Source organism: Mesorhizobium sp. M7A.F.Ca.CA.001.04.2.1 (genome assembly GCF_003998485.1).
In the GTDB taxonomy this organism is placed as follows: domain Bacteria; phylum Pseudomonadota; class Alphaproteobacteria; order Rhizobiales; family Rhizobiaceae; genus Mesorhizobium; species Mesorhizobium ciceri.
The window spans coordinates 24708-37056 of the sequence record NZ_RZQT01000012.1 but is presented as its reverse complement, the minus strand read 5'-3'; the positions used below and the strand labels follow the sequence as shown (position 1 = coordinate 37056).

Here is a 12349-nt window from a genome sequence, read left to right as displayed (position 1 = left end):
ACGGGGCAAACCGATGGGCCAAACCGGCTTGCTACAATACCGGATTTTGACTGGCGAAAGCCGCTGTGATTGCCTAGCTCGGGATGCGGAAGATCAATTTGAGAGGCAAGATATGTCCGGCAAGCCATCCTCCTTCTCATTGAGCCGGCGCCAGGCGCTCGGGTTGATCGCGGTCACCGCCGGAGGTGGTGCCTTCCTGCCGGCCTCGGCAATGGCCGCTCAATCTTCGGCTGCCCAGGCTTCACCCTATGCCGGACTGGCCTTGTTCGAAAACGGCGCCGGTGTCTGCACCATTACGCCTGAAGTGACCGAGGGACCGTTCTATTTCGACCCGAAACTCGAACGTGCCGATGTCACCGAAGGCAAGAAAGGTATTGCCCTTGACGTCCGGCTGCAGGTTGTCGACGTGGACTGCCGCCCACTTGCCGGCGCCCGCGTCGATATCTGGCATTGCGACGCGCAGGGCGCCTATTCCGGCTATCCCGGACAGGGTGACGGCCGCGACGTCGACACGTCGGGCCAGACCTTCCTGCGTGGTTGGCAGAAAACCGATGCAAGCGGCATCGTTTCCTTCGCCACGATCTATCCCGGCTGGTATCGCGGCCGCACCACCCATATCCATTTCAAGGTCTTCCCTGACGACAGGTCGGTGATGACCGGCCAGTTGTTCTTCCCCGACAGCCTCAGCGAGCAGATATTCACCTCTGTCGCGCCCTACAATGACCGGCCCGGCAAGCGCGACACTTCAAACGCCGATGACGGCATCGCCAGGCGGGCAGGACCGCAATCGCAGGCTGCGCTGCGCGAGTTGAACGATGCCTATCAGGCGCTGATGATCGTGGCGGTGAAGCCCGGCTGAGCGGCGGTCACTCCACCACCACCACTCGCGACGAAAACTCCGGCTGGGAATTCGTTTGTCATCTAACTGAAATAAACATCTGGCATTAGCCACGGCGGACACCACAATGCTTGCCGGCAAAGCTGTTTGAAGCACCGGAATCTTTTTGATCGTCGATTGCCAACCGGCCGGCTGCCTCTATGCTGCCCGCACCGGTACGGCCGAAGAGGGAAGACCATGGCCAAGGCGGACAAGACTGCGACAATGAGCCGGCTGCATTCCGCGGCAAGGCTGGCAAGGACGGCGCTGGCTGCCCGGCTTCTGGCGCACGGGTTCTATGCCGGCCAGGACCAGATCATGCTGGCGCTCGACCGTGAGGACGGCCAGACGCCGGGCAATCTTGCCGGACGTCTCGGCGTGCGCCCGCCGACGATCACCAAGACCATCAACCGGCTGCAGGCCCAGGGTTTCCTGGAGAAGCGCGCTTCTGAAGCCGATGCCCGCCAGGCCCACATCTTCCTCACCGATACAGGCCGCGACATCATCCACGCCATCGAGAAATCGGTGAAGAAGACCGAAAAGCAGGCGCTGAAGGGCCTCGACAAGAAGGACCAGAAGTCGCTGTTCAAACTGCTTGCCCGCATCGAGGCCAACCTCTCGAACGAGGAATTGGTGCTCATCGACGACGACGCCGAGTCGGACGACTGACCGGCGGATTGTCGCGGCAGGCGATCAAGCCGCCGCGGCAGAGCCCTGGATCAGCGACGACCAGCGTCCCGGTGTCATGCCGAACGCCTTCTTGAACTGCCTGATGAAATGGCTCTGGTCGCTGAAGCCGGCTTCGACCGCGATCTGCGCCAACGGTTCGCCGGCGGCGATCATCCGCCGCGCACGCTGAAGCCGGCGCATCACCAGGAAGCGATGCGGACTGGTCGAAAACGCCGCGCGGAAATGCCGTGACAAGGCATAGCGGTCGAGCCCGGTTATCGCTTCCAGTTCGCCGGAGCGCACCGGCCGGGTCAGGTTTTCCGTGAGATAGTCGCGCGCCAGTGCAGCCGCCCGCCACGCCGTCCGGGTCATCGGCTTTGCCGGCTGGCCGCCATGCCGGGTCAGGCTTTGCATCAGTTGGACCAGGAAGTCGTCGACGAACAGGTCGTCGAGTTCCTGCTCCAGCGGCCCCAGAGCCGAAAGCAGCGTTGCGCAAAAGGCCGCGTCCGTCACCACGCCATCCCTCACAAAAGGCAGCGAAACGCCGCCGAGGCAGTCGAGCATCAGCGACGGCTCCAAATAGAGCATTCGGTAGCGCAGGCCGTCCTCGGTGCCGGCGCCGCCGTCATGCAGTTCGTCGGGGTGTAGCACGATGATCTGGCCTGGAAGGCTGTGACGCGCAGCACCAAGATAGCGAAACGTCTGCACACCGTGCAGCGTTACCCCGATCGCATAGGTGTCGTGGCGATGCAGGTCGAACGCGCTGCCATGGAAGCGTGCCTCGATCCGCTCCATGCCTGCGGGATCGGGGGCGGAGATAATACGGTTTTCCGCCGCATCGATGCACAAACGTCCAAGACCCTCGAAGGCCTGGCTGTCTAGATCGTGCGACATCGTCTCCGTAAGCCTCGCATTGGGGCACAAACCGAATGGCCAATGTCTCATGTTCGATACGAAATTTGCAATCGTGCTCAGGGAGGATCTGCCGGTCTGGCAGAAACTCAACGTCACCGCCTTCCTGACCAGCGGCATTGTCGCCCAGTTTCGCGACATCATCGGCGAACCCTATCGCGACCGCGCCGGCAATCTCTATAACCCGCTGTCGATCCAGCCGGTCATCGTTTTGTCCGCCGACCAGGCCACGCTGGGCACGATCCACCGGCGCACATTGGAGCGCGGCGTGACCACCTCGCTCTATGTCGAGGAGATGTTTTCGACCGGCTTTGACGCGGCCAACCGGGCCGTCTTCGCCGAATTTGCGCCTGAAGACGCCAAGGTGGTCGGGATCGCGCTTCGCGCCGACAAGAAGCTGGTCGATAAGATCACCAAGGGCGCCCGTATGCACCCGTAGCTTTCAAAGGCATCGACTAAGCCTGCCGCCGACACTTGTTGTGCCAGCCGGCTTTGGCGTGGCGACAGCCGACAATTGGCTTGCCGGGAGCCGGCAATTCCCGCAAAGGTGGGTCCAGCCCAGTTCCCACCCGGCCTGCAAGTGAGTGCTCCCCAAAGACATGTAGAAAGCGCGACGCCCCCGGTGGCGATCCTGTGCATGCTTTCCACTTACGTCTGCTTCACCTTCCTCGACACATCAAGCAAATACCTCGTCCTCGCCGGCATTTCCGTGCTGGTCGTTGCCTGGGTGCGCTTTGCCGTGCATGTCATCCTGGTCGGCACCCTGTTGCGCGGCTGGCGCCAACCCATGCGGTTTCGCCCGGTCAACCTGCCTGCGCATATCCTGCGCGGGGCTTTCCTGTTCGGATCGACCATATTCAATGTCCTGGCGCTCAAATCCCTGCAACTGGCCGGGACAACCTCGATCTATTTCTTTGGGCCGATGGTGATCACGGCGCTGGCCGGTCCGCTGCTTGGCGAGTGGGCGGGCTGGCGGCGCTGGCTGGCCATCCTGGCGGCCTTTGCCGGCGTCCTCATCATCACCCGACCGGGCGTCGGCGTGTTCGGCATCGGACATCTCTTCGCGCTCGGCTCGATGCTGTCGAACTGCTTCTACGTCATCATGACGCGCCGCATGTCGGCGACCGAGACATCGGAGAGCCTCATCCTGTTTTCGGCGCTGGCGCCGGCGCTGCTGCTGTTGCCCCTGCTGCCGTTTTCGTTTTCCTTGCCGCATGACGGCTGGCACTGGTTCGTGCTGCTGATGCTCGGCGTGTTCGGCGGCGTCGGTCACTGGCTGCTCGTCCAGGCCTACCGGCTGGCGACGACCACGGCTTTGGCGCCCTATCCCTATTCGCAGATGGTGTGGATGATCATTTCCGGATGGATCGTCTTCAAGCAGTTTCCCGACCGCTGGACGCTGGTCGGCGCCGCCATCATCGTCGCCAGCGGCCTCTACATCGTCCATCGCGAGCATAGGCTTCGGCTGCGGAGCCGCGCGGCCTCGGACGTCGAGGCCGAGGCGTTGGCAAAAAAACTTTGATTTGCCCCCGATCGGTGGCATAACGCCGCCTTTAAACAGTTTAGGTCTGGAAAGTCAGGTCCGGGGAGCACACGTCGCTGGCACAAAAAATCAAGCTTTCGACGATCGCGGATGCGCTCGGCGTGTCCACGGCCACGGTCTCGCTGGCGCTGCGCGACAGCCCTCTTGTTGCCGGGACCACCCGTGACCGCATCAAGGAACATGCCCGCGCCATCGGCTATATCTACAACCGACGCGCCGCCAGCCTGCGCACCTCGCGTTCCGGCATTGTCGGCGTCGTCGTGCACGACATCATGAACCCGTTCTTCGCCGAGATCCTGCGCTCGATCGAAAGCGAGCTCGACCGCAGCCGGCAAACCTTCATCCTGTCCAACCACTATGATCAGCTCGAAAAGCAGCGCACTTTCATCGATACGCTTTTGCAACTCGGCGCCGACGGCGTCATCATGTCGCCGGCGATAGGCACGCCGGCTTCCGACATCGTGATGGCCGAGGAGAACGGCCTGCCGGCTGTGCTGATCGCGCGCACCGTCGAGGGTGCCGACGTGCCGGTCTTTCGCGGCGACGACTCTTATGGAACAGGCCTCGCCACCAACCACCTGATCTCGCTCGGCCACAAGCGCATCGCCATGATCGGCGGCACCGACCAGACCTCGACCGGCCGTGACCGCTACCAAGGCTATATCAACGCGATGGAGGCGGCCGGGCTGGAAGTCAGGCCGTCCTGGCGCATCGCCGGGCCGCGCACCAAGCAGGCCGGCTTCGAGGCCGCCGGACAGTTCCTGGCGCTGAAGGACAGGCCGACGGCAGCCTGCTGCTGGAACGACCTCGTCGCCATCGGCCTGATGAACGGCATTGCCCGCGCCGGCCTGGTGCCGGGCGTCGACATCTCGGTCACCGGCTATGACGACCTCGAAGAGGCGGCGATCGCGACGCCGGCGCTGACCACAGTCTGGAACGGCCAGCGCGAGGTTGGCCGCCGCGCCGCCAGCGCGCTGCTCGACAAGCTCAACGGGCAGACGGTGCGACCCTCGCAGGAATTGATCAAGCCGGAACTGCATGTGCGTCAGTCGACCGGCAAGCCGGTGGAGCGTGCATGACCAAGGCCGAACAGTTGCAGACCGTCGCCATCCTGGTGCCGGGCGATTTCAACGACCACGCGGTCGACCGCATCAACCGCACGTTCAGGCGTGTCAGAATTGAACGCGCCGATCCGGCGCTCGTCACCGACGAGATGCGCAGTGATGTGCGCGGCATCGCTTCGTTCGCCGGCATCAACGCGGCGATGATGGATGCATTGCCCAACCTCGAACTCATCGCTTCCTTCGGCGTCGGCTATGATTCGGTCGATGTCGGTCATGCGGCGGCGAAAAACATCATGGTCACCAACACGCCCGACGTGTTGACCGAGGAGGTCGCCGACACCGCGATCGGGCTGTTGATCAACACCATCCGCGACCTGCCGCGCGCCGAGACCTGGCTGCGCGACGGCAGCTGGGTGCGCAAGGGCAACTATCCGCTGAGCCGGCTGACCTTGCGCGGGCGCAGTGTGGGTATTTTCGGCATGGGCCGCATCGGGCAGGCTATTGCCCGGCGTCTGGAAGCCTTTGGCTTGCCGGTCGCCTACCACAACCGGCGCCGTGTCGAAGGTCTTTCCTACCACTATCATGCGACCCTGAAAGGGCTTGCCGAAGCCGTGGATACGTTGATTTCGGTCGCGCCGGGGGGCGCCTCGACGGAGAAGGCGGTCAATGCCGAGATACTGTCGGCGCTTGGCGCCAACGGCGTCTTCGTCAACATCGGCCGTGGCAGCACGGTCGATGAGGCAGCGCTTGCGGCAGCCCTTGCCAACGGCACCATCGCCGCTGCCGGCCTCGACGTCTTTGCCGACGAACCGAACGTGCCCAAGGCGCTGCTCGACGCGCCCAACGCCTCGCTGCTGCCGCATGTCGGCTCGGCCTCGGACCATACACGCCGCGCCATGGCGGATCTGTGCGTCGACAATCTGGTGTCCTGGTTCACCGAGCGCCGGCCGCTGACGCCGGTGCCTGAGACGGCGCATGTGAAGGCTAGAAACTGATCGGTGGCTGCCACATTTATTAACGTCAGCTTAACCCTTTGGAATCATTGTTCAACCTGTCCGTGTACGTGGATGAAGAATGATGAAAGCACTTTCCGCATTGATCGCTGCCGCAGCGCTGTTTGGTGGCATTCAGCTGTTTCATGGCGGCAGCCGGGAAAGCGTAGCCAACGAGGCCGCCCCGTCCAACAGCTACAGGCTGGTCGCCAATGGCGATGAGGCGGTCTGTGCAGTCAGCCGCGGAGCCGAAATTTCGGACGGTTTGTCGTTGCTCACCGTTGCTCCCAAATGCCGTCGGCTCTTGCCGGGCATAGAACAGGCGAAGTTCTGGCGCGAGCAAAACGATGGCACCGTTGCCTTCAGCGCCAATGGCACCGATCCAATCGTCACCTTCGCGGCTGCCGATGGCGACGGCTACGAATCCTATGCCCCGGCGCTGCCGCTGCTGTCGCTGGCGGCCACCCGTGATAAAAAATCCGGCGACTAATTATTCCGCTGCGGCCCGCGCGCCCGCCTTCGCTGCGGCGTGCAGCCGAACCGCATCGCCGAAGGCACGGAATATTTTCACCGAATTGCTGTCCGACTTGACCCAGTATTCCGGGTGCCATTGCACGCCGACGGCGAAGGCGCGGGCGTCCCGCACCGAAACCGCCTCGACCGTACCGTCGGTGGCGACGGCCTCGACCTGCAGCTTCGAACCGAGCCGGTCGATCGCCTGGCGGTGCAACGAATTGACCTTGATGTCGCCGGCACCGAACACACCGGCCAGGCAACTGTCAGGTTTGATCGAAATGGTCTGGTGGATGGCGAAGCGTTCGTCCTGCTTGTCGCTCACCGGCGCGCGGTGATCGAGCGAGCCCTCGCGCTCCTGGATCTCGGTGCCGAGCGTGCCGCCCAACGCCACGTTCAGTTCCTGGATGCCGCGGCAGATGGCGAGCAGCGGCACGCCGCGTTCGATCGCCCGGCGGATCAGCGGCAGCGTCGTGGCGTCGCGCGCCGGATCATAGGGGCCATTGGCTTCACTGGCGTCGCCGCCATAGAGCGAGGGATGCACATTGGATTTCGAGCCGGTGACCATGACGCCGTCGACCGACAACAGGAGTTCGTCGAAATCGAGCCGGTCGCCGAACGATGGCACCAGCACCGGGAACACGCCGGCGCCGGTGATCGCCGCTTCCAGATATTGTTGTGGGGCGGCGTGCCAGGTGTAGTTGTCGAACTGGCGGACGTCGGTCGATATGGCGACGAGCGGCTGATGCATTTGGGCTCTGTGTTCCATCGGGGCAAGGGATACCTGCCTTCAAAATAGGCGATCCCACGTTATTTTTCCATGCCAAGTTTCGGCGTGTCGCATGGGCCACGAAACGGCCTGTTAGACTATAGTTGCAGTGCAGCCGGGCTTCGCCGTCAAATCGGGCCGGCCTGCTGGACTCGACTTCTTGCCTGTGTATTGTCTCGAACGAACCGACACGGAAACCGAGGATTTTCTGACGTCGGCCTGTTGATCCAAAAGGGAGGAACTTCATGGATCGTCGTTCATTCATTCGCAAGGCCGGTGTCACCGGCGTCGGTGCCGCGGCGGCGGCGGCCACGCTGGCGGCGCCTGCAATCGCCCAGTCCAATCCCAAGGTGACATGGCGGCTGGCGTCGTCCTTCCCGAAGTCGCTCGACACCATCTATGGCGGCGCCGAGGTGTTCTCGAAGATGCTGTCGGAAGCCACCGACGGCAATTTCCAGATCCAGGTTTTTGCTGCCGGTGAGCTGGTGCCTGGCCTGCAGGCCGCCGACGCCACCACCGCCGGCACGGTCGAGGCCTGCCATACGGTGGCATATTATTACTGGGGCAAGGACCCGACATGGGCGCTCGGTGCGGCGGTTCCCTTTTCGCTCAACGCACGCGGCATGAATGCCTGGCATTACCATGGCGGCGGCATCGACCTGTTCAACGAGTTTCTCGCCACGCAGGGCCTTTTCGGCCTGCCGGGCGGCAACACCGGCGTGCAGATGGGTGGCTGGTTCCGAAAGGAAATCAACACGGTGGCCGACCTTTCCGGCCTCAAGATGCGAATCGGCGGTTTTGCCGGCAAGGTGGTGCAGAAACTCGGCGTCGTGCCGCAGCAGATCGCCGGTGGCGACATCTATCCGGCGTTGGAAAAAGGCACCATCGACGCGGCCGAATGGGTCGGTCCCTATGACGACGAGAAGCTCGGCTTCTACAAGGTGGCGCCCTATTATTACTATCCCGGCTGGTGGGAGGGCGGCCCGACCGTCCACCTGATGTTCAACAAGGCGAAGTACGAAGAGCTTTCGCCAACGTACAAGTCGCTGCTGCACACTGCCGCGCAGGCGGCCGACGCCAACATGCTGCAGAAATACGATTATCTGAACCCTGCGGCGGTGAAGCGGCTGGTGGCCGGCGGCGCGAAACTGCGCCCGTTCAGCCAGGAGATCATGGCCGCCTGCTTCGAAAAGGCCAACGAGGTCTATACCGAAATGGAAGCTTCCAACGCCCCGTTCAAGAAGATCTGGGAATCGATCAAGGGCTTCCGCAAGGAGCATTATCTCTGGGCACAGGTGGCCGAATACAATTACGACACCTTCATGATGGTCCAGCAGCGCAACGGCAAGCTGTAGCCGGCCGGACTTCTGCTCAAAAGCTCTCTGGGCGGACCCCGCTCAGGGAGCTTTTCTGTATATGCCGGGAGGCGAAGCCGGCGGTTCAGCCGCGGCGCGGCACCACCAGAACCTTGACCTCGCCGGGCGCCGGCGGATTGGCGATCACCGCTGGCGCTTCTTCAAGCGACACCTGCCTGGAGATCAGCCTGTCGATCTCGACCGCACCGGAAGCGATGAGTTCGGCGGCGCGGCGATGGGTGTAGGGATTGAGGAAGGAACCGAGCACCTTCAGTTCCCGGAACAACAGGTCGAACGGCTCGAATTCCGCTTTCATGCCTTGCGGCGTCACGCCGACAATGACGACCGTGCCGCCGGCTCGGGCCAGGCGCATGGACTGCTCGACGGTCTCTCGCACGCCGGCGCATTCGAAGACGACGTCGACGCCACCTGGCGCCAGACCAGCCGGTCCGGCGATCGCATCGATGACATTGGTGGCTGTCGGATCGATCGTCGCTGTCGCGCCGAGGTCCTCGGCGAGGGCGCGCCGCGAAGCCTGCCTGGTCGACAGGATGATGGTCGTGGCTCCCGCCAGTCTTGCCAGCTGCACGGTGAGCAGGCCGATCACGCCGCCGCCAAGCACGACCACCGAGCTGCCCGGTTTGATACCGGCCAGGTCGACGCCATGCAGGCAACAGCCGAGCGGCTCGCAGAAGGCACCGTGCAGGGGGTTCAGGCCTACAGGCAGGACGAAAGCCTGTTTCTGCGGCAAGGCAAGATAGTCGGCAAAGCCGCCGTCGCGATGAATGCCGATCGCGCACAGATTGCTGCAGAGATTGACTTGTCCCGCGTGACAGTGCGCGCAGCGCCCACAGGCTATGTTGGGGTCGCCGGTAACACGATCGCCGATGGCAAAACCCGAGACCGATTTTCCGATCGCCTCGACGATGCCGGAAAACTCATGGCCGGGCGTCACCGGTGGCGTGCAAGGAAATTCACCGTGAAACAGATGCCGGTCCGTGCCGCAGACGCCGCAGGCTTCGATGCGCACCAGTAGCTCATCCGAACCGATGTCAGGCATGTCGACGTCGCGCAGCGTGATGTCGCCCACTGCTTCCAGCCGCACCGCTTTCATGGTCTTGACCATGCCGGTTCAGTTGAAGCTTGGCGGTTGCGACAGGTCGGGCTGCGGCACTGCCGGCTTTGCCGGTGTCGGATCGCCGAAACTGGGCGGTTGCGAAAGGTCAGGAGCGGCCGGCGCCGTGCCGCCACCAGTGGGCGCCGCTCCATCCGCCGGCGGCGTGCCCAGCGGCGACAGGCCGGGCACCTCCGGTACCTTGTAGTCGATGGTGCCCGGATCGACGGTCGTTCCCTTGTAGTGCATCACCATTTGCGGGAAGGCGATGGTCAGCCCGATCATGATCACCTGGATGCAGACAAAGGGCACCGCGCCCCAATAGATCTGCCCGGTGGTCACCGGCGCGATTTGTTTGCCGGTGAGACGATCGAGATAGGGCACGCGCGCGGCCACCGAACGCAGGTAGAACAGCGCGAAGCCGAAGGGCGGGTGCATGAAGCTGGTCTGCATGTTGACGCCCAGGAGCACGCCGAACCAGATCAGGTCGATGCCGAGCTTGTCGGCGGCGGGCGCCAGCAGCGGTACGATGATGAACGCCAGTTCGAAGAAGTCGAGGAAGAAGGCGAGGAAGAAGACGAGCATGTTGACGCCGATCAGGAAGCCGACCTCGCCGCCCGGCAGCGACGTCAAAAGGTGCTCGACCCAGATGTGGCCGTTGACGCCGTAGAAGGTCAGCGAGAACACCCGTGCGCCGATCAGGATGAACAGCACGAAGGACGACAGCCTTGTCGTCGAGGCCAGTGCCTGCTTGACGACGTCAAGCGACAAGCGCCCCTTGGCCGCCGCCATGAACAAGGCGCCGACCGAGCCCATGGCGCCGCCTTCGGTCGGCGTGGCGATGCCCAGGAAGATGGTGCCCAGCACCAGGAAGATCAGCGCCAGTGGCGGGATCAGCACGATGATCACCTGCTGCGCGAGCCTGGACATCATGTTGAAGTTCAGGCGCTTGTCGGCAATGGCGACGATGTAGATGAACAGCACCCCGGCAGTCGCGCCAAGAATGTCGGCATTGTCGCCATGCGCCGGCGCCAGGTAACGATACGCCGCGTAGGAAACCGCCGATGTGACCAGCAAAGCCACCAGCAGCGACATCACGCCATGGCCAAGTGTACGGGCCTCGAGCGGCAGCGCCGGCATCGAGTTCGGCCGGATGATCGACATGATCAGGATATAGGACATATAGAGGCCGGTAAGCACGAGGCCCGGGATCAACGCGCCCGCGTACATATCGCCGACCGAGCGGCCGAGCTGGTCGGCAAGCACGATCAGCACCAGCGACGGCGGGATGATCTGGGCAAGCGTGCCGGAGGCGGCAATGACACCGGATGCGAGCCGGCGGTCATAGCCATAGCGCAGCATGATCGGCAGCGAGATCAGGCCCATGGCGATGACGGAAGCCGCCACCACGCCGGTGGTCGCCGCCAAAAGCGCGCCGACGAAGATCACCGCATAGGCGAGGCCGCCGCGGATTGGCCCGAACAGTTGGCCGATCGTGTCGAGCAGGTCTTCGGCCATGCCCGATCGCTCGAGCACGATGCCCATGAAGGTGAAGAACGGGATGGCCAGCAGCGTGTCGTTCGACATCACCCGGCTGCCGTAGAAATTATCCGGCAATGCGTGCAGGAGCGGCCAGGCGAGGTTGATCGATCCTCCGGAATAGGGAGACAGCAGCACGCCGATGAAGAAGAACATCAAGCCGTTGGCGGCCAAGGAAAAAGCGACGGGGTAGCCGATCAGCAGGAAGATGATCAGCGAAGCGAACATGATCGGCGCCATGTTCTGCGCGATGAACTCCATCACGAACGCACCTCGTCGGCCAGCGCCTTGGCTTCGAGTTCGGCCTGCTCATGCACCGATATGAAGGGATTGGGGTCGTCCATGTCTCCGCGCATGATGGCGATCTTCTTGATGATCTCGGAGATGCCCTGCAGCGCCAGCAGGAAAAACCCGACGAGCAGGATGGCCTTGGCGGGCCAGATGATCAGGCCGCCGGAATTGTTGGACATCTCGCCGCTGCGAAACGACAGCGACACATAAGGAACGAAATAGATCACCATCAGCGTCACGAACGGCATCAGAAAAAAGACATGCCCGAAAAGGTCGATCCAGTGCTGCACGCGGCGTGGAAACAGGCCGTAGACGACGTCGATGCGGATATGTTCGTTCTGCTTCAGCGTATAGGCGGCGGCCAGCATGAAGGCGGCGCCGAACAGATACCATTGCAGCTCGAGCCAAGCGTTCGACGATATGTCGAACACCTTGCGGATAATGGCGTTGGCGGCGCTCACCAGGATCGCCAGCAGGATCAGCCACGATATCCATTTGCCGATGAACTCGTTGGCGCGATCAATAGTCCTGGATAGAGCGAGAAGCCCTGCCATGCATTCCTCCCTTGTACCGGAGGCGTGCCGGCTTCCCCCTTTTTGTCCGTCACGCCACGTGGTCCAACGGTATGCCGCGCGTGGACTGACGGGTCAACAAGGATAGAGGCAGCGAATATCATCGCATCGCAGACAGTGCCCAATACCGGCGATCTGC

The 12349-nt window shown here is 63.0% G+C and carries 13 protein-coding genes; 8 read left to right on the top strand and 5 right to left on the bottom strand.

Translation table 11 applies throughout. The annotated features are described in order from the left end of the window. The first annotated feature begins 112 nt into the window (after window positions 1-112). Together EN955_RS06260 and EN955_RS06255 are read left to right on the top strand one after the other, a co-directional pair. A complete protein-coding gene (locus EN955_RS06260; RefSeq protein ID WP_024501921.1) occupies window positions 113-859 on the top strand; it encodes an intradiol ring-cleavage dioxygenase in 747 nt (248 codons plus the stop codon). 216 nt (window positions 860-1075) lie between these two features. Next, window positions 1076-1546, top strand: a complete 471-nt coding sequence (locus EN955_RS06255) for a MarR family winged helix-turn-helix transcriptional regulator (protein WP_013528223.1) — start codon at window positions 1076-1078, stop codon at window positions 1544-1546. A 24-nt stretch (window positions 1547-1570) separates the two neighbouring features. Here the strand turns inward: EN955_RS06255 and EN955_RS06250 are convergent, their stop codons facing one another. Further along, on the bottom strand, window positions 1571-2440 hold the full coding sequence (locus EN955_RS06250; RefSeq protein ID WP_024501920.1) for an AraC family transcriptional regulator: 870 nt from the start codon (window positions 2438-2440) through the stop codon (window positions 1571-1573). Between the two features lie 49 nt (window positions 2441-2489). On the opposite strand from EN955_RS06250, the gene EN955_RS06245 reads away from it, so the two are divergent. From EN955_RS06245 to EN955_RS06225, 5 genes are all read left to right on the top strand, one after another. Then, window positions 2490-2897, top strand: coding sequence for a DUF2000 family protein (locus EN955_RS06245; protein WP_024501919.1), 408 nt, complete (start codon window positions 2490-2492; stop codon window positions 2895-2897). Between the two features lie 198 nt (window positions 2898-3095). After that, entirely contained in the window at window positions 3096-3980 is an 885-nt protein-coding gene (locus EN955_RS06240; RefSeq protein WP_032898728.1) for a DMT family transporter, read from the top strand. Window positions 3981-4057: 77 nt separating this feature from the next. Then, on the top strand, window positions 4058-5080 hold the full coding sequence (locus EN955_RS06235; protein WP_081714208.1) for a LacI family DNA-binding transcriptional regulator: 1023 nt from the start codon (window positions 4058-4060) through the stop codon (window positions 5078-5080). After that, entirely contained in the window at window positions 5077-6060 is a 984-nt protein-coding gene (locus EN955_RS06230) for a 2-hydroxyacid dehydrogenase (protein ID WP_024501917.1), read from the top strand. The genes EN955_RS06235 and EN955_RS06230 overlap by 4 nt, the downstream gene beginning before the upstream one ends. A gap of 82 nt (window positions 6061-6142) precedes the next feature. Beyond that, window positions 6143-6547: a hypothetical protein gene (locus tag EN955_RS06225; protein ID WP_024501916.1), complete on the top strand. Its 405-nt coding sequence runs from the start codon at window positions 6143-6145 to the stop codon at window positions 6545-6547. Here the strand turns inward: EN955_RS06225 and EN955_RS06220 are convergent, their stop codons facing one another. After that, a complete protein-coding gene (locus tag EN955_RS06220) occupies window positions 6548-7321 on the bottom strand; it encodes a gamma-glutamyl-gamma-aminobutyrate hydrolase family protein (RefSeq protein WP_024501915.1) in 774 nt (257 codons plus the stop codon). Between the two features lie 263 nt (window positions 7322-7584). Here EN955_RS06220 and EN955_RS06215 point away from each other — a divergent pair, with 263 nt between their 5' ends. Beyond that, window positions 7585-8694, top strand: coding sequence for a TRAP transporter substrate-binding protein (locus EN955_RS06215; RefSeq protein WP_013528215.1), 1110 nt, complete (start codon window positions 7585-7587; stop codon window positions 8692-8694). An 85-nt stretch (window positions 8695-8779) separates the two neighbouring features. Here EN955_RS06215 and EN955_RS06210 read toward each other — a convergent pair whose 3' ends face one another. The 3 genes from EN955_RS06210 to EN955_RS06200 are packed head-to-tail and all read right to left on the bottom strand — an operon-like array spanning window position 8780 to window position 12192. After that, window positions 8780-9808 (bottom strand): zinc-dependent alcohol dehydrogenase family protein, encoded by a 1029-nt coding sequence (locus tag EN955_RS06210; protein ID WP_024501914.1) that lies wholly within the window; start codon window positions 9806-9808, stop codon window positions 8780-8782. Window positions 9809-9826: 18 nt separating this feature from the next. Beyond that, window positions 9827-11611 (bottom strand): TRAP transporter large permease subunit, encoded by a 1785-nt coding sequence (locus EN955_RS06205; protein WP_196815380.1) that lies wholly within the window; start codon window positions 11609-11611, stop codon window positions 9827-9829. Then, on the bottom strand, window positions 11608-12192 hold the full coding sequence (locus tag EN955_RS06200; protein ID WP_013528212.1) for a TRAP transporter small permease subunit: 585 nt from the start codon (window positions 12190-12192) through the stop codon (window positions 11608-11610). Before EN955_RS06200 ends, EN955_RS06205 begins: the two co-directional genes overlap by 4 nt. Between the last annotated feature and the right edge of the window lie 157 nt (window positions 12193-12349).